This is a genomic window from Neisseria sp. P0020.S003, assembly GCF_051957095.1.
Classification (GTDB): Bacteria; Pseudomonadota; Gammaproteobacteria; order Burkholderiales; family Neisseriaceae; genus Neisseria; species Neisseria subflava.
Genome location: NZ_JBQCWU010000008.1, coordinates 23,861 through 39,394 on the forward strand (window position 1 = coordinate 23,861; position 15,534 = coordinate 39,394).

Sequence of the window (15,534 nt, forward strand, 5' to 3'; positions counted from 1 at the left end):
CTTATCATAATGGCAGCAGCTTGAAATGAAAAGGCTAAGGTTGAAATTTATTTCAGTTATAATAAGTCCGTTCAAATACGGAGCGGCAAATAATGCAGACTTGGCACGAGGCAATTGGTGCGGAAAAAGAAAAGGCGTATTTTCAAACGATTTTGGAGAAGGTACGCCATGAAAGGCAGGCGGGGATAACCGTTTATCCGCCTGAACGCGATGTATTCAATGCCTTTCGGACGACTGAATTTGGAAATGTAAAAGTAGTGATTTTGGGGCAAGACCCGTATCACGGCGCGGGTCAGGCTCATGGTTTGGCGTTTTCCGTGCAGCCTGAAATTGCGGTGCCGCCGTCGTTGGTCAATATTTATAAAGAGTTGGCGACGGATATTGGAGGCTTTCAGATTCCGCAACACGGCTATTTGCAGCATTGGGCGGAACAGGGCGTGTTGCTGTTGAACACTGTGTTGACTGTCCGTGCCGGCTCGGCGCATTCCCATGCGACTTTTGGTTGGGAGGCGTTTACCGATGAAGTTATCCGACAATTGGATAAGGAACGCGAGCATTTGGTCTTTATGCTGTGGGGCAGCCATGCGCAGAAGAAAGGTGCGTTTATCGACCGCAAACGTCACTTGGTGCTGACCGCGCGGCATCCTTCTCCCTTGTCGGCCTATCGTGGCTTTTTCGGCTGCAAACATTTTTCGCAGGCAAACGCTTATTTGCAGGCGCATGGTTTAGAGCCGATTGATTGGCAGGTTTAAATAAGATGATAGGCCGTCTGAAAGTAGATTTTCAGACGGCCTTATGATTTAGTTTCAAATCGAATATTCAATCAGTTCGTTTTGAGAAAAGACATAAACCTGTTTCGGAATCAGCTTCAATTCTTTGCCTTCGGCGATTTGGTAACGCGCGGCATCGCTACCTGCCAGTGTGATATGCACGTCCTGTTTGCCGTGTTTGACCAAAATATGCGTCAATGCGCCGACGGCGTGGATTTTTTCGATTTCGGCGCGGATCATCGGGGTTTCGTGTTCGGCGGCGATCTGCCATTCGTGCGGGCGGATGTAGCCGGTGGCGGTTTGCTCCTGCCATTTGTATTGCGCGTCCAATTTCCACGCGAAGCCGTTGTAGTGCCAGATGCCTTTTTCGATTCTGCCTTCAAAGGCGTCGGTCTCGCCTAAGAACTCGGTAACGAAGGCGTTTTCGGGTTTGCGGTAAATGGCTTCGGCGCTGCCGGTTTGTTCGATTTTACCGTGGTTCATGACGACGATTTCGTCGGAAACTTCAAGGGCTTCTTCTTGGTCGTGTGTGACCAAAATGCTGGTTACGCCCAAGTTGTGATGGATGTCGCGCAGCCAGGTGCGTAATTCTTTGCGTACTTTGGCATCCAGCGCGCCGAAGGGTTCATCCAAAAGCAGGAGTTTGGGTTCGACAGCGAGGGCGCGGGCAAGGGCGATGCGTTGGCGTTGGCCGCCAGAGAGCTGGTGCGGATAGGATTTGGCGAGGTGGGAGAGCTGCACGAGTTTGAGCAGTTCTTCGACTTTGGTGCGGATTTGTTCTTTGGACGGGCGTTCGGACTTGGGCAATACGGTTAAACCGAAAGCGACGTTGTCAAACACGTTCATGTGGCGGAAGAGGGCGTAGTGTTGGAACACGAAGCCGACTTTGCGCTCGCGCACATGCTTGGCGGTGACGTCTTGCCCGTCAAAGAGAATTTGGCCGCCGTCGGCGTTTTCCAGTCCGGCGATGATGCGCAGGAGTGTGGTTTTGCCGCAGCCGGATGGGCCGAGCAGGGAAACGAGTTTGCCAGTGGGGACGTTGAGGTTGATGTTTTTCAGCGCGTGGAAACTGCCGAAGTGTTTGTTTAGATTTTGGATGGTGATGCTCATGCTGCGTTCCTTTCGGCGGCGGCGAGTTTTTTATCTTGTAATTTGGTGATGATGTTTTGTACCAGCAAGGTGGCCAAGGCTAAAAGTGCCAATACGCCTGAGAGGGCGAATGCGCCGGTGAAGTTGTATTCGTTGTAGAAAATTTCGACCAAAAGCGGGATGGTGTTGGTTTCGCCGCGGATGTGTCCCGATACTACGCTGACCGCACCGAACTCGCCCATTGCGCGGGCGTTGGTGAGGATGATGCCGTAGAGCAGCGCCCATTTGATGTTGGGCAGGGTAACGCGCCAAAACATCTGCCAGCCGCTGGCGCCGAGTATCAAGGCGGCCTGTTCTTCGCTGTCGCCCTGCGCCTGCATTAAAGGAATAATTTCGCGTGCGACAAAGGGGAAGGTAACGAACAAGGTAGCCAAAATAATGCCCGGGATGGCGAAGATAATCTGTATGCCTTGCGCTTCCAGCCAGCCGCCCAATGCCGTGTGTGTGCCGAACAATAAGACGAACATCAAACCGGCCACCACGGGCGATACGGAAAACGGCAAATCGAGCAGGGTGGTCAGCAACTGCTTGCCACGGAAGTCGAAGCGGGTCAGCAGCCACGCCATCGCCACGCCCAATACGGCATTGACGGGAACGACAATCAGCGCGGTAATCAGCGTCAATTTGATGGCAGACCATGCCTCGGGATCGGTCAAGGATTGCAGGTACAAATCCCAACCGCCTTTCAGTGCTTCGTAAAATACGGCGATAAGCGGTACGACCAGCATCAGCAGCAGAAAGCCCAAGGCGGTAGCAGTCAGCAATACGCGCAGCCAACGCGGTTCGCTCAGGTTTGGATTGGTAGAATGGGTTTTCATGTTAGTGAAGCCTCTATTTATTCTTGTATCCGTTTAGGCCGTCTGAAAAATGTCTGCTTGATGTTTCAGACGGCCTGTTGTTTGTTAAACCTTCGCTCCGGCGCGGCGGCTCAAAGTCCATTGCATGATGTTTAAAATCAGCAGGATGACAAACGAAATCATCAGCATAAACAGAGCAACGGCAGATGCGCCCTGAGCATCGTATTGCTCCAGTTTGCCAGTAATAATCAAGGGCAGGATTTCAGACACCATCGGAATATTGCCTGCGATAAAAATGACCGAGCCGTATTCACCGGTAGAGCGGGCAAACATCATGCCTGCGCCGGTTAACAGTGCCGGTGTGATTTCTGGCAAGAGGACGCGGCGAAACGTAGTCCAACGGCTTGCGCCCAAAGTTGCCGCCGCTTCTTCATATTCCCCCGACAATTCTTCCAATACCGGCTGCACGGCGCGGACGATAAAGGGCAGGCTGACAACAATCAGCGCAATCCAAATGCCGATGGGCGTAAAGGCGATTTTGATGCCCAAAGGCTCGAAAAAACGGCCTATCCAGCCATTGGGCGCATATAGGGTTGCCAACGCAATGCCTGTTACCGCAGTCGGCAGCGCAAACGGCAAATCGACCAATGCGTTTACCAACCCTTTGCCCGGAAATTCATAGCGCACCAATACCCAGGCAACCAACGTACCGAATACGATATTGGTCAACATCGCATAAAACGACATCCGCAAACTCAGCCAGACGGCCGCCAAGACATTGGGTTCGGTAATCGTGTTCCAAAATCCGCTCCAGCCGATTTCCGCCGCTTTGGCCGCCATCATCGCAAACGGCAACACCACCAAAAGCGACAGGCACAAAACCGTCAAACCCAGGCTGAGTTTGAAACCCGGCAATACAGAAGGCGTTTTGAGTAACAACATAATGGCAATCGTCAGAATTTAATACACGCTTACTTTAACAATGCCATCTGAAAACTGGAAATAATGCTTTGTTTGGTATAAAGACGATTTTGTTATATTGAAGACATGAAAAGGCCGTCTGAAAACCAAATTTCAGACGGCCTTGCTGGTGTGGTAAGGATCAATAGGCAACAGGATCTTGAGATGCAGGCTGGCGTTGCGCCGCGTCATAGTTTTCCTGAGCCGAGCGGACGGCTTTTTCCAAACCGTTGATCCGTTCGAGATAGCGGGCATAGTTGCGTTCATTGCCATAACGCACTTTTTTGCCTTCTTCCAAATTTTTCTTGGCGGTATCTAAAGCACGCTTGGCCGCGCCGACATCAGTCGGATTGACCGGGGCGACAGCTTCTTCTGCCTGCTCGGCTTTGCTTGGGGAAATCGGCGTTGCCGGTGTTGAAACAGGCGCAGAAGTATATACGGACGGTTTGCCGATATTGCTGGCTTTGCAGTTTTTGCCGCCGGCTTGGGTATAGACTTTGCGGCCGGCAGAATCGGTACATTCAAAAATAGGCGCGGCGGAAACCGCAGTTGCCAAAGCGAGCAGTAATGTGCTGATCCAGAGTTTGTTCATTTTTTATTTTTCCTTAAAACCATTTCCACCAAACAAATAAAGCCGCAATCATGATGATGTTGGCGAAGAGGATGGGTTTCCACTGTCTGGGCGCACGTCGTAATTCAGTGCCAGAGCGCGTGCGGCGGATATAGAAAAACGGGCTGAGCAGCATGGAAGCGGCACATACCAAAATAATCACGGCGTAATAGATTTTGTGCGTTTCCATATAGATTCTCCGTTTCAGACGGCCTGAAATACTGACTACAACACATTTTTGCGTGAAGCGTTGCCTGTCTTCATCTTGCATCGGCATTGGGCACATTTGCCATAGCCTCAATCCTGAGGTCTTTGCAAAAATATGCTACAATCGCGTCCGATTATAACATTCTATTTATAAAGGTTTTACGAATAATGATTTCTACCAACGGCATCACCATGCAGTTCGGCGCAAAGCCGCTGTTTGAAAACGTATCGGTCAAATTTGGCGAAGGCAACCGTTACGGCTTGATCGGCGCCAACGGCTCAGGCAAGTCTACCTTCATGAAAATTCTCGGCGGCGATTTGGAACAGACTGCCGGCGAAGTCGCGATTGAAAACGGCGTACGTTTGGGTAAATTGCGCCAAGACCAGTTTGCCTACGAAGACATGCGCGTGCTGGACGTGGTGATGATGGGTCACACCGAAATGTGGGCGGCAATGACCGAGCGTGATGCGATTTACGCCAATCCCGAAGCCACCGAAGACGACTACATGAAAGCCGCCGAACTGGAAGCCAAGTTCGCAGAATACGACGGCTATACCGCCGAAGCGCGCGCCGCCGAACTGTTGAGCGGCGTAGGTATTTCCGAAGATTTGCACAATGCGACCATGGCGGAAGTCGCCCCGGGCTTCAAGCTGCGCGTATTGCTGGCGCAAGCCCTGTTCTCCAAACCTGATGTGTTGTTGCTTGACGAGCCGACCAACAACTTGGACATCAATACCATCCGCTGGCTGGAAGGCGTGTTGAACCAATACGACTCCACCATGATTATCATCTCGCACGACCGTCACTTTTTGAATGAAGTCTGCACCCATATGGCGGATTTGGACTACAACACCATCACCATCTATCCGGGCAATTACGACGACTATATGCTCGCTTCCGCCCAATCGCGTGAGCGCGCCCTGAAAGACAACGCCAAAGCCAAAGAGAAACTGCAAGAGTTGCAAGAGTTCGTTGCCCGTTTCTCCGCCAACAAATCCAAAGCCCGTCAGGCAACCAGCCGTCTGAAACAGGCAGACAAAATCAAATCGGAGATGGTCGAAGTCAAACCTTCTACCCGTCAAAACCCGTATATCCGTTTTGAAGCCGACGAAAAAGCCAAGTTGCACCGTCAGGCTGTGGAAGTTGAAAAACTGGCCAAACGTTTTGAAACCCAGTTGTTTAAAAACCTGAACTTCATCCTTGAAGCAGGCCAGCGCCTCGCCATCATCGGCCCGAACGGCGCGGGTAAATCTACCTTGCTGAAACTCTTGGCCGGCGCATACAACCCCGAATATTCAGACGGCCTGTTGCCGGACGAAGGTACCATCAAATGGGCGGAAAAAGCCAGTGTCGGCTACTACCCGCAAGACCATGAAAACGACTTCGACGTCGATATGGATCTGAGCGAATGGATGCGCCAATGGGGCCAGGAAGGCGATGACGAACAAGTCATCCGCGGCACTTTGGGCCGCTTGCTCTTCGGCAGCAACGATGTCGTGAAAAAAGTGAAGGTTCTCTCAGGTGGCGAAAAAGGCCGTATGCTTTACGGCAAACTGTTGCTGTTGAAACCCAATGTTTTGGTCATGGACGAACCGACTAACCACATGGACATGGAAAGCATCGAATCCTTGAACATGGCGCTGGAAAAATACAACGGCACGTTGATTTTCGTATCGCACGACCGTCAGTTTGTATCTTCATTGGCTACCCAAATCATCGAATTGGATGGCAAAGGCGGATATGAACACTACTTGGGCGATTACGAAAGCTATCTGGAGAAAAAAGGCTTAGTTTAAGCCCATACTGATAAGCTATTAAGGTATTGAAATGCCGTCTGAAAACCGTTGTGTTTTCAGACGGCATTTTTTGAAGCGTTTCATATTGGCAATCACTGAAACTGCTAAGATTAAAATGGATAAATTTCTTGTTAGGAATTTTTATTAAAGCCATAAAATAGATATACAAAAGGCCGTCTGAAAATTTCAGACGGCCTTTATTTATGTTTTGATAGAAAGAGGATTAACTGAATAAACTTTTAAACCACAACACAATCGCGTCCCACATACGGCGCAACCAGCTGCCTTCTTCTACGCCGGTCAGGGCGACGACGTCTTTTTCGGCAATAATTTTACCGTCTTTCATGACTTTCAGCTTGCCCAATACTTGGCCTTTTTCAATCGGGGCGAGGACGGGCTGAAGCGTTTCTAAGATTGGTTTGACGTTTTTGCCGGTATCGTGAGGAATGGTAATGTAAACATCGTCCAAGAAACCGATATCTACGGCTTTGGTGCTGCCTTTGTAAACTTTGACTTGGGAAATCACTTCTCCGCCGTTGTAAAGTTTAGGCGTATCAAATGCCTGCAATGACCAGTTGAGCAGTTTGCTGCTTTCGCTGGCGCGCGCTTCGGTGGATTCGGCACCGGCAAGAATGGATACAATACGGCGGTTGTTGCGTTTGCTGGAAGCGGCAAGATGATAGCCTGCGCCTTCGCTATAGCCGGTTTTCAAACCGTCGATACTGCTGTCGCGATAGAGCAGGAGATTGCGGTTGGGTTGCTCGATATTATTGTATTTGAAAGATTTGTTTGCAAATAAAGGATAATATTTCGGATAGTCATTAATGAGTGCGGCAGCCAAGATGGCAAGGTCGCCAACGGTTGAAACATGGCCGTTAGAAGAAATACCGGTCGGGTTGTTGAAGTGGGTGTGCTTCATGCCCAAGCGTTTGGCTTCTTCGTTCATTTGTTTGACGAATTCATCGATAGAGCCGTTGCCAAGGGCTTCAGCAAGGGTAATGGCGGCATCGTTGGCCGATTGGATGGTTGTACCCTTAATCAAGGAGCTGACGCTGACAGGAACTTTGGGATCGAGGAACATGCGCGAACCTTCGACTTTCCATGCAGCATTGGAAACGGTCAACATTTGTCCTGCCTCAAGCGTACCGTTTTCCAGTGCTTTAAAGGCAAGGTAGGCGGTCATCATTTGCGTCAACGCGGCAGGCTCGATAGGCGTGTCGGCATTGTTGGATGCCAAGGTTTGCTTGCTGTGCAGGTCGGTAACGATATAGGCAGTTGCCGCAATTTCCGGCGGCGTTGTCGGGCTGTTGATGCTGTGCAGCAGCGGCTGCGTTTGAGCCTCGTTTTGTACGGCAGGTGCGGATACAACCGGATCGGCCGCAAGGGCAGGAGTACTAATAAGAGTAGCAAAAATTAAGCTAAGTAGCGTTTTTTTCATCATTATTTGTAGATTTGAATATGAGTGGACACTGTTATGAGGCAAACAGTTTGGCATATTAAATAGATATTAAGCGGGCATTATACCGTCTCATTTAGGCTTTGCTAAGATTTTTCTTGCCTTCAGACGGCCTCAGGGGTATGGTTTTAACTTTTTCCTCCGGTCGATTTGACCAAATTGCAATTTATTTCCGAACACTAAAATACCATGAACCATTCCCTTCCTCTTTCTGATTATCTAACCCGTATTTTGACCGCTTCTGTTTATGATGTGGCCGTAGAAACGCCTTTGGATTTGGCACGTAGTCTGTCAGGCCGTCTGAACAATCAGGTTTTGCTCAAACGTGAAGATTTGCAGCCGGTGTTTTCGTTCAAAATTCGCGGCGCGTACAACAAAATGGCGAAGCTGCCAAAAGAAGCCTTGGATTGCGGCGTGATTGCAGCAAGCGCGGGCAACCATGCGCAGGGTGTGGCTTTATCGGCTCAATATTTGGGTTGCCGCGCCGTCATCGTGATGCCGGAAACTACGCCGAAAATCAAAATTGATGCAGTAAAGAGCCGTGGCGGTGAAGTGGTATTGAAAGGTGTGTCTTACAACGATGCCTATGATTATGCGATGGAGTTGGCAGAAAAGGAAAAACTGACCTATATCGCGCCGTTTGATGATCCTGATGTGATTGCGGGCCAGGGAACCATCGGCATGGAAATCCTCCGTCAACACCGCAATATCAATGCGATTTTTGTCCCGATTGGCGGCGGCGGTTTGGCAGCAGGCGTGGCGGCGTTTATCAAACAGGTTTGCCCTGAAATTAAAGTCATTGGCGTGCAAACCGATGATTCTTGCTGTATGAAGCAATCGGTAGAGGCTGGGGAAATCGTACATTTGAAAGATGTCGGCCTGTTTTCAGACGGCACGGCGGTCAAGGTTGTCGGTGATGAAACCTTCCGCCTGTGTAAAGAGCTGCTGGATGAGATTATTACGGTCAATACGGATATGTTGTGCGGCGCGATTAAAGATATTTTTGACGATACGCGCAGCATTACCGAGCCTGCGGGCGCATTGGCCCTTGCCGGCCTGAAGGCTTACGTTGCGAAAAACAATATCCAAGGTCAAAACTTGGTCGCCGTCACCAGCGGTGCCAACATGAACTTCCACCGCCTGCGCCATGTTTCAGAACGAAGTGAGCTGGGCGAGGGTAATGAAGGTATTTTTGCCGTTACCATTCCTGAAGAAAAAGGCAGCTTCCTCAAGTTTATCAATATATTGGGTAGTCGGAATATTACCGAGTTCAACTACCGCTACGGCAATGACAACAATGCTCATATTTTTGTCGGCTTGCAAACTGCCGGTGCGCAAGACTTGGCCGTCATCAGCAAACAACTGGCTGACGCAGGTTTGCCGAATGTTGACCTGACCAATGACGAAATCGCCAAAATCCATATCCGTTACATGGTCGGCGGACGTACGGAAAAAGTATCCAGTGAACGTTTGGTCAGCTTTGAATTTCCGGAACGCCCCGGCGCATTGTCCCGTTTCTTGAACCATATGCGCGCCGAATGGAATATCACTTTGTTCCATTATCGCAATCATGGTGCGGACTACGGCCGTATTTTGGTCGGTATCGATGTACCTGAAAGCGACAATGAAGCCTTTACCGACTTTTTGGAGAGCTTGGGTTATGTTTATAAAGAAGAAACCGATAATCCGGCTTATAAACTTTTCTTGGCTTAATCAATAAGATAAAAGGCCGTCTGAAATTTTTCAGACGGCCTTGTGTTTTATGTTTGGCTTTATTTCTTACGGAACACCAAGTCCCAAACGCCATGACCCAATCGTTTGCCTCGAGCTTCAAATTTGGTTTCAGGGCGATAATCAGGTGTAGGGGCGTAATCGGCAGCCGTGTTTTGCAAAGCGTCGAAACTGCTCAAAACCTCCAGCATTTGCACGGCGTATTCTTCCCAGTCGGTCGCCATATGGACATAGCCGCCGCTTTTGAGTTTGGGCAGCAGCTTTTCAACAAACGGCACTTGTACCAAGCGGCGTTTATTGTGGCGTTTTTTGTGCCAAGGGTCAGGGAAGAAAATATGAATGCCGTCTAAAGAACCGTCTTCCAGCATCTTTTCCACTACTTCCACCGCATCATGACGCATCACACGGATATTGGAAATGTGTTCTTCATCAATCAGCTTCAAAATATTACCGACACCTGGGCCGTGAACATCAATCGCTAAAAAGTCGGTATCGGGCAGACGTTTGGCGATTTCTACTGTCGCGACGCCCATACCGAAACCGATTTCCAATACTTTAGGATTGTCCCGTCCAAAAGCGCGGTTCAAGTCCAAAGGAGTCTCTTGAAAGTCCACACCAAATTGCGGCCACATCGTATCGATGGCGCGCTGTTGGGCAGCGGTCATATGGCCTTGGCGCAAGACGAAACTGCGGATGCTGCGTTTGTGTTCTTCCGGAACGGTATTTTCGGGTGTATTTTCTGGAATGTTTTCGGACATGTTGTTTTAAATCAGTGAAAAATCAAATAAAAAGGCCGTCTGAAAGAATCAGACAACCCTGCATATAAATCGGCGTGATTATAGCGAATAAACGCTTTTCCTGAAACCTTTTAAAAAGAAGGTTTCAGACGGCCTTTTTAAGACAATACCGGTTGCGGTACTTTGTGTTGCACCGCATAAACCGCTGCTTGGACGCGGCTGCTTAGGTTTAACTTGCGCAACAGGTTTTGTACATGCACTTTGACGGTTGACTCTGCCAGATTCAAATGGCGGGCAATGATTTTGTTGCTGTGTCCGGCGGCAAGATAGCCCAAGATTTCCATTTCGCGCGGGGTCAGTTGCTCCAGCAGATGGTCGGAGCGGGAAGGAGAGGGAGAAATCAGCGATTGCACCAAGCGGCTGGTCATTTCTGGAGAAAAGACGTTGTCGCCATCGACAGCTTTGCGGATGCTTTCCAACAGGAAGTCGGCGTTGATGTTTTTCAGCAAAAAGCCTTTTGCACCCATACGCATACACTCGGTCAAATCATCGCTGTCTTCAGAAACAGTCAGCATGATGACGGTCAGCTGCGGATTGATACTTAAAATTTGTGCCAATGCTTCGCGGCCGTTCATAACCGGCATATCCAAGTCCAGCAAGACCACATCAGGCTTGAGCTGCTCAACCATTTTTACGCCGGCCAGGCCGTCTGAAGCTTCGCCGACGACTTCAAAATCAGGCTGGCGCGAAAGCAAGGCCTTGATACCGCTGCGAAATAGGGTGTGGTCGTCAATAAGGGTAATTTTAATCGTCATGATGCTGTTCTCATTTGTTGCGGCAAAGTCAGCATAACCGCCGTACCTTGCCCAATCTGCGATGTAATGGCCAATTCTGCGTTAATCCGTTGGGCCCGTTCTTGCATAATGCCCAAGCCGACATGTTCGCCTGAAGGCCGGTTTGATAGGTGTTCTTTATTAAAGCCTGCGCCGTCGTCACGAATCGTCATGACAAAATCGCCGTGGTTAGCAATTTCGACGCTGACATGTTGCGCACGCGCGTGCTTCCGGATATTAGACAGGCTTTCCTGCAAGATGAAGATGATCTGCAAATGCTCATCATAATTCAAAGCCTGCCCGTCGTCCTGCCATTTTAAATCAACTGGAATACCGGTTTGTCGTTCAAAACGCGCCAGCAGCGATTCTACCGCTTCAGGAAAATCTTTATTACTGATTTTGGTGCGGAAATTCATCAAAAGTTCGCGTACGTCTTCGTAGCATTCCTGCACGCCGTCTTTGATGAAGCCGATATTTTCTTCGGCCTGCTCGCGTTGGTCTGAAGCAAACGCGCTTTCCAGCATTTGTACCTGCAAATTCAAAAAGGTCAAAGCTTGCGCGATGCTGTCATGCAAACCTTGCGCAATCAAGTTACGCTCCTGCAAGACTGCAAGCAGGCGGCGCTCTTGTTCCATGCGGTTGTTGGCGATGGAAATGCCCAGCTGTCCGCTTAAAGTATGCAGCAGTTTTTCGTCTTGCTCATCAGGCATATGGCCGTCTGAAAAATATAGGGTCAATACGCCAAGCTGTTCATCTTGATAAACGATCGGAAATTCTACACGATTTCCTTCTTCGGTTTCACCGACGCTTGCCGCCAAATCAGAACGTTTACGCTCCTCATCGGAAAGATATACCGTACCGCCCAAAGCGGAAAACGCCGGCAGAATCTGAGTCAAAAATTCTTCTGCCGCCTGTTGCGGCGTAAAAGTTTGGTGCAGATTGCGCGTGGTTTGGTAGAGCAGGGTCAAATCACGGTTTTGCCGCGCTAAGTCTTGGGTTTGTTTGGCAACTTGTCCTTCCAAGTCTGTATAAAGCGTATGCAGACGGCGGCTCATTTGGTTGAAGCCCTTGCTTACTTGGGCAAACTCACGAATTTGGTCTGTCTCGATTTGAACGCCGAAATGCCCTTTGCTGATGGTCTCTACACCATCGCGCAGTTTTTCCAAGGGCCGGATAACCCATGAATAATGCCAAACAATCATCAAACCGGCAGCCACAACAATCATCAGCATCATGGCCATTTGAAAGCGGCGCAGCCACAAGGTATTTTGCTCGTTGGCATTTTCCATCGCCTGTAAAAACAGCTCGATGTTGCCGGCAAAACGATACAGGCCGATTTGGGTCGGACGCTCGTAATGCTGTAAAGACGGCTTGATGTTAGATTCCCAATCAATCAACAGCATCGATTGAATCAAGTCATAAGCCAGCGGCGTTTGAGACGGAATCAGCGGATGAATGGCATCACTTTGCGTCACATTGGCCAGCGTACGCTCAAATTCTTTGATTTGGTTGTCAATTTGCGCATTGGGTGTACGGACGCTTGCCATATAAGCCAAACGATACACCTGCATTTTCAAACTGCCCGCATCTTCAATCGTTTTGGCTGCGTTTTCCAAACGCCAAGAAAGCAGCAGGGTAAAGACAATCGACAAAAACGCCGAACTGACCCATAAAAAAGTCAGCAGTTTTAAACGCGAAGACAGGCTCAGGCCGTCTGAAGATCCGGAGAATAAACGCATAAAGCACGCAGGGAACTAATCCGATAATCTTATAAAAATATCATTCTTTTGGTCTATAAACAACCTGTCTAAAATAATTGTATGGTTATGATAAGAAAAAACAGGGGTTTAATGTAAAATCATGTTATGATAAAATTCATCTCAAGTGAATTAAATCATAAAAATAAGGTTTCAGACGGCCTGAAACCTTGAAACTTATCCAATAAACACAACATCTTGAACCATACTCCATACTCTGCTTCGCAAAGGACTACCAAAATGAAAATTTTCGCACTGATATTGGCCGGCGGGCAGGGAAGCCGGATGGGAGGTGTCGATAAGGGGTTGGTGCAATGGCACAACAAAGCCTTGATAGATCATGTTATCGAAAAAATCCGCCCCCAAGTCAGCCATATCGCCATCAGTGCCAACCGTAATCTTGAATCTTACGCACAACGCAGCGCACACGTTTTCTCGGATGCGCGCCAATGGCAGCATTACGGCCCTTTAGCTGCTTTGTGTACTGCCGCCAACGATTTGCAAATTGCCACTGCCAATTGGCTGTTAATCGTATCCTGCGATATGCCGCGTTTGCCGGAAAACTTGGTTTCCCAATTTGAAACCATCGCGCGGCGCACGCCATTGTGCAATGCGTTTTATGTGGAGACCCCTGCCAGACCGCATTACAGCGTGATGTTCATCCGGCCGCAAATCCTGCAAAGTACCGTGCCATACCTTTATTCAGGAATGCGCAGCATCCGCGGCTGGCTGCAGCAACAGCGTGCAAGGGTTGTCCATTTCCCTCATGAACAGGATTTTATCAGCTACAACACGGAAAATGATTTGGCCCAGCCTTTGTAGTTGGGTAGGTAGAAGCAATAAGCCGATAAAAGTGTGAATTGTTTTGCAAAGAAGTATTTTATAAAAGCTTTAGGCCGTCTGAACAACAAACAGACGGCCTTTGTTTTGTCATTTTAAAACTAAACAAATTATAGGCAACCGGCAAAGTTTTTTGCTGCCAATGGTTCCCTGCCTAGTAAAGCTGCAAAATCAGAATAGTCGGCGCATGAGTCTTGCTTGAGTAGGGCAAAGCTGTCGCGGCTGATAATGCCGTTGCTGAGGATGTTTGCCAACGGTAGCGCTGGATCAATCAGACGCAGGGGAATGGGTAGGATACGTTGTGGCGGTTTATGGTGCAGTGTTTGACGGAGGATGGTCAGGTATTCCGCCAAAGTCAGGGGTTGTCTGCCGGTCATATTGATGACACTATGGCCGGTGTCGGTTTGGGCGGCAAGTTTCGCCAAACCTTCGGCAACATCGGCAAGGTGTACAGGCTGCAAGTGAAAGCGGCCGCCTTCCGGTAGGAGAAGTAAAGGGAAGCGGGCTAGTTTGATGAATAGTTCGCAACTGGTTCCTCCTCGCCCATAAACGACGGATGGTCTGGCTATGGCAATCGGGATGCCGCTTTTGGTAACGGCATCATCTCCACGTCCTTTACTGCCGACAAAGTTGATGGGTTGAGATGGATCGGCACCCAGTGCGGATAGTTGCACCCAGCGTTTTACGCCTGCTGCTTTTGCCCATGAGGCGAGCTGTTTGGGAGTGTGGTAGTGTACGGTTTCTAGTATTTCGGCATGACGGCTCATGATGCCGATGCAGTTGATGAGGACGTCTTGTCCTTCCAATAAACGGCGTGCGGCGGTTTCGTTGGGATGAAGAAAATCGAAGGCGCGGCGGTCGGGCGTGAAAACTTGGTGGCCTTGTTCTTTGAGGATTTGAACGGTACGGCTGCCGATAAAGCCGCTGCCTCCGAAAATAATGATGTTCATGTTTTTTTCTTTATGTTGTTGCTGAGGCTGTCTGAAAACCTTTAAATCGGTTTCATCACCATCAGGAAGTAAATCACAATAGTGGCGCAAAAGGCAGGGTAGCCGAGCAATTCCCAGCGTCTAGCGTAACGCCAGTAGGGTTCCGGAATGGTATCTGCGTTTTCTTTGTGTGCTTGTTCGGCAATCTTGGCCATGCGGATTTGCAGCCAGACAACGGGCAGCCAGCAAATGCCTGAAAAGATGTATAAGGCAAACGTCATCCATACCCAATTTTGTTCCAGCATAGTGGCAACAGTGTAGCTGCGTTCATACAGCATCCATAAGCCGGATAAGGGTTGGAAAATGACGGCGGGGGTCGTAAACCACCAATCGGCTTTGATAACCCAATGCGAGACGACCGACTGCGCGGCAACTGAACCGCTGCGGTTTGCCCAAAAGAGGTAAAACGCTGTACCAAAACCAGTGCCGACCATTAAAGTAGCCGAGATGATGTGCAGGGTTTTAACGATTAAATAGGTGTTCATTTTTTATCTCCTACGGATTGATACAGGAAAAACAAAGTAGCCATGATTGGCAGGTTTTTTACCAAAGGCGCAAATGGATGTGCCCACATTTCGGGCAGTCTGAAGGCAATGATCAGGCTGTATGCCGCGACGGTTATCAATTGCAGCAGCCATATTGCAGAGCAAGAGCGAAAGCGGCTGAAGCATAAAAAGGCAAAACCGATATCCAATAGTGAAGCGGTAATTAATGTTGGCCATTGCAACGGATTGGGAATGCCGACTGAATGCAGTAAATCCAATGACATTTCAGGCATGAAAAACAGAGGCTGGGTACCGCTCCAGAGCCATAGCAGCCCCATCGAGTAAGGCAGGTAGGCGGGGAGATTGTGCGTAGTGTTGTCAGGCATATTGGTTTCCTAATTTCATTTCAGTTCAAA

16 protein-coding genes are annotated in these 15,534 nt (G+C 49.2%); 4 read left to right on the plus strand and 12 right to left on the minus strand.

What is annotated here, in order from left to right; translation table 11 throughout:
• Nucleotides 1-92 precede the first annotated feature (92 nt).
• A complete protein-coding gene (ung, locus tag ACTHTQ_RS06105) occupies nt 93-752 on the plus strand; it encodes a uracil-DNA glycosylase (protein WP_440363415.1) in 660 nt (219 codons plus the stop codon).
• A gap of 54 nt (nt 753-806) precedes the next feature.
• Here the strand turns inward: ung and ACTHTQ_RS06110 are convergent, their stop codons facing one another.
• The 5 genes from ACTHTQ_RS06110 to ACTHTQ_RS06130 form a co-directional block, all read right to left on the minus strand.
• Nucleotides 807-1,880: a sulfate/molybdate ABC transporter ATP-binding protein gene (locus tag ACTHTQ_RS06110; protein WP_440363416.1), complete on the minus strand. Its 1,074-nt coding sequence runs from the start codon at nt 1,878-1,880 to the stop codon at nt 807-809.
• A complete protein-coding gene (gene cysW, locus ACTHTQ_RS06115; protein ID WP_440363417.1) occupies nt 1,877-2,737 on the minus strand; it encodes a sulfate ABC transporter permease subunit CysW in 861 nt (286 codons plus the stop codon). Before cysW ends, ACTHTQ_RS06110 begins: the two co-directional genes overlap by 4 nt.
• 84 nt (nt 2,738-2,821) lie before the next feature.
• On the minus strand, nt 2,822-3,658 hold the full coding sequence (gene cysT / locus ACTHTQ_RS06120) for a sulfate ABC transporter permease subunit CysT (RefSeq protein ID WP_003683475.1): 837 nt from the start codon (nt 3,656-3,658) through the stop codon (nt 2,822-2,824).
• A 160-nt stretch (nt 3,659-3,818) separates the two neighbouring features.
• Nucleotides 3,819-4,268, minus strand: coding sequence for a DUF4124 domain-containing protein (locus tag ACTHTQ_RS06125; protein ID WP_049328529.1), 450 nt, complete (start codon nt 4,266-4,268; stop codon nt 3,819-3,821).
• 13 nt (nt 4,269-4,281) lie between these two features.
• On the minus strand, nt 4,282-4,476 hold the full coding sequence (locus tag ACTHTQ_RS06130; protein WP_070632972.1) for a hypothetical protein: 195 nt from the start codon (nt 4,474-4,476) through the stop codon (nt 4,282-4,284).
• A 185-nt stretch (nt 4,477-4,661) separates the two neighbouring features.
• On the opposite strand from ACTHTQ_RS06130, the gene ACTHTQ_RS06135 reads away from it, so the two are divergent.
• Nucleotides 4,662-6,290 carry an ABC-F family ATPase gene (locus ACTHTQ_RS06135; protein ID WP_003683571.1) on the plus strand — a complete coding sequence of 543 codons (1,629 nt, stop codon included), beginning with the start codon at nt 4,662-4,664 and terminating at the stop codon, nt 6,288-6,290.
• 223 nt (nt 6,291-6,513) lie between these two features.
• Here ACTHTQ_RS06135 and ACTHTQ_RS06140 read toward each other — a convergent pair whose 3' ends face one another.
• Nucleotides 6,514-7,731: a D-alanyl-D-alanine carboxypeptidase family protein gene (locus ACTHTQ_RS06140; protein ID WP_308887579.1), complete on the minus strand. Its 1,218-nt coding sequence runs from the start codon at nt 7,729-7,731 to the stop codon at nt 6,514-6,516.
• Nucleotides 7,732-7,935: 204 nt separating this feature from the next.
• Here ACTHTQ_RS06140 and ilvA point away from each other — a divergent pair, with 204 nt between their 5' ends.
• Nucleotides 7,936-9,459 (plus strand): threonine ammonia-lyase, biosynthetic, encoded by a 1,524-nt coding sequence (gene ilvA / locus ACTHTQ_RS06145; protein ID WP_440363418.1) that lies wholly within the window; start codon nt 7,936-7,938, stop codon nt 9,457-9,459.
• Nucleotides 9,460-9,518: 59 nt separating this feature from the next.
• Here ilvA and trmB read toward each other — a convergent pair whose 3' ends face one another.
• From trmB to ACTHTQ_RS06160, 3 genes are all read right to left on the minus strand, one after another.
• Entirely contained in the window at nt 9,519-10,235 is a 717-nt protein-coding gene (gene trmB, locus ACTHTQ_RS06150; RefSeq protein WP_440363419.1) for a tRNA (guanosine(46)-N7)-methyltransferase TrmB, read from the minus strand.
• Nucleotides 10,236-10,372: 137 nt separating this feature from the next.
• The gene (locus tag ACTHTQ_RS06155) at nt 10,373-11,029 is read right to left on the minus strand and encodes a response regulator (protein ID WP_003680203.1); all 657 of its coding nucleotides are present in this window, start codon (nt 11,027-11,029) and stop codon (nt 10,373-10,375) included.
• The gene (locus ACTHTQ_RS06160) at nt 11,026-12,786 is read right to left on the minus strand and encodes a histidine kinase (RefSeq protein WP_440363420.1); all 1,761 of its coding nucleotides are present in this window, start codon (nt 12,784-12,786) and stop codon (nt 11,026-11,028) included. The genes ACTHTQ_RS06155 and ACTHTQ_RS06160 overlap by 4 nt, the downstream gene beginning before the upstream one ends.
• Nucleotides 12,787-13,044: 258 nt before the next feature.
• Here ACTHTQ_RS06160 and mobA point away from each other — a divergent pair, with 258 nt between their 5' ends.
• Nucleotides 13,045-13,626, plus strand: a complete 582-nt coding sequence (gene mobA / locus ACTHTQ_RS06165) for a molybdenum cofactor guanylyltransferase MobA (protein ID WP_154953616.1) — start codon at nt 13,045-13,047, stop codon at nt 13,624-13,626.
• Nucleotides 13,627-13,754: 128 nt separating this feature from the next.
• Here the strand turns inward: mobA and ACTHTQ_RS06170 are convergent, their stop codons facing one another.
• From ACTHTQ_RS06170 to ACTHTQ_RS06180, 3 genes are read right to left on the minus strand one after another with little or no spacing between them, the layout of a single operon-like run.
• Nucleotides 13,755-14,594, minus strand: a complete 840-nt coding sequence (locus tag ACTHTQ_RS06170; protein WP_440363421.1) for an NAD-dependent epimerase/dehydratase family protein — start codon at nt 14,592-14,594, stop codon at nt 13,755-13,757.
• Nucleotides 14,595-14,635: 41 nt separating this feature from the next.
• Complete coding sequence (locus tag ACTHTQ_RS06175) at nt 14,636-15,118, minus strand: DUF2269 family protein (protein ID WP_440363422.1); 483 nt, start codon at nt 15,116-15,118, stop codon at nt 14,636-14,638.
• Nucleotides 15,115-15,504, minus strand: coding sequence for a DoxX-like family protein (locus ACTHTQ_RS06180; RefSeq protein ID WP_440363423.1), 390 nt, complete (start codon nt 15,502-15,504; stop codon nt 15,115-15,117). The genes ACTHTQ_RS06175 and ACTHTQ_RS06180 overlap by 4 nt, the downstream gene beginning before the upstream one ends.
• Nucleotides 15,505-15,534: the final 30 nt, after the last annotated feature.

Coding starts and splice junctions, on each gene's coding strand:
- trmB (WP_440363419.1), bottom strand. CDS start 10,235: ATGTCCGAAAACATTCCAGAAAATACACCCGAAAATACCGTTCCGGAA.
- cysW (WP_440363417.1), bottom strand. CDS start 2,737: ATGAAAACCCATTCTACCAATCCAAACCTGAGCGAACCGCGTTGGCTG.
- ACTHTQ_RS06175 (WP_440363422.1), bottom strand. CDS start 15,118: ATGAACACCTATTTAATCGTTAAAACCCTGCACATCATCTCGGCTACT.
- mobA (WP_154953616.1), top strand. CDS start 13,045: ATGAAAATTTTCGCACTGATATTGGCCGGCGGGCAGGGAAGCCGGATG.
- ACTHTQ_RS06125 (WP_049328529.1), bottom strand. CDS start 4,268: ATGAACAAACTCTGGATCAGCACATTACTGCTCGCTTTGGCAACTGCG.
- cysT (WP_003683475.1), bottom strand. CDS start 3,658: ATGTTGTTACTCAAAACGCCTTCTGTATTGCCGGGTTTCAAACTCAGC.
- ung (WP_440363415.1), top strand. CDS start 93: ATGCAGACTTGGCACGAGGCAATTGGTGCGGAAAAAGAAAAGGCGTAT.
- ACTHTQ_RS06155 (WP_003680203.1), bottom strand. CDS start 11,029: ATGACGATTAAAATTACCCTTATTGACGACCACACCCTATTTCGCAGC.
- ACTHTQ_RS06135 (WP_003683571.1), top strand. CDS start 4,662: ATGATTTCTACCAACGGCATCACCATGCAGTTCGGCGCAAAGCCGCTG.
- ACTHTQ_RS06140 (WP_308887579.1), bottom strand. CDS start 7,731: ATGATGAAAAAAACGCTACTTAGCTTAATTTTTGCTACTCTTATTAGT.
- ACTHTQ_RS06110 (WP_440363416.1), bottom strand. CDS start 1,880: ATGAGCATCACCATCCAAAATCTAAACAAACACTTCGGCAGTTTCCAC.
- ACTHTQ_RS06160 (WP_440363420.1), bottom strand. CDS start 12,786: ATGCGTTTATTCTCCGGATCTTCAGACGGCCTGAGCCTGTCTTCGCGT.
- ACTHTQ_RS06170 (WP_440363421.1), bottom strand. CDS start 14,594: ATGAACATCATTATTTTCGGAGGCAGCGGCTTTATCGGCAGCCGTACC.
- ACTHTQ_RS06180 (WP_440363423.1), bottom strand. CDS start 15,504: ATGCCTGACAACACTACGCACAATCTCCCCGCCTACCTGCCTTACTCG.
- ACTHTQ_RS06130 (WP_070632972.1), bottom strand. CDS start 4,476: ATGGAAACGCACAAAATCTATTACGCCGTGATTATTTTGGTATGTGCC.
- ilvA (WP_440363418.1), top strand. CDS start 7,936: ATGAACCATTCCCTTCCTCTTTCTGATTATCTAACCCGTATTTTGACC.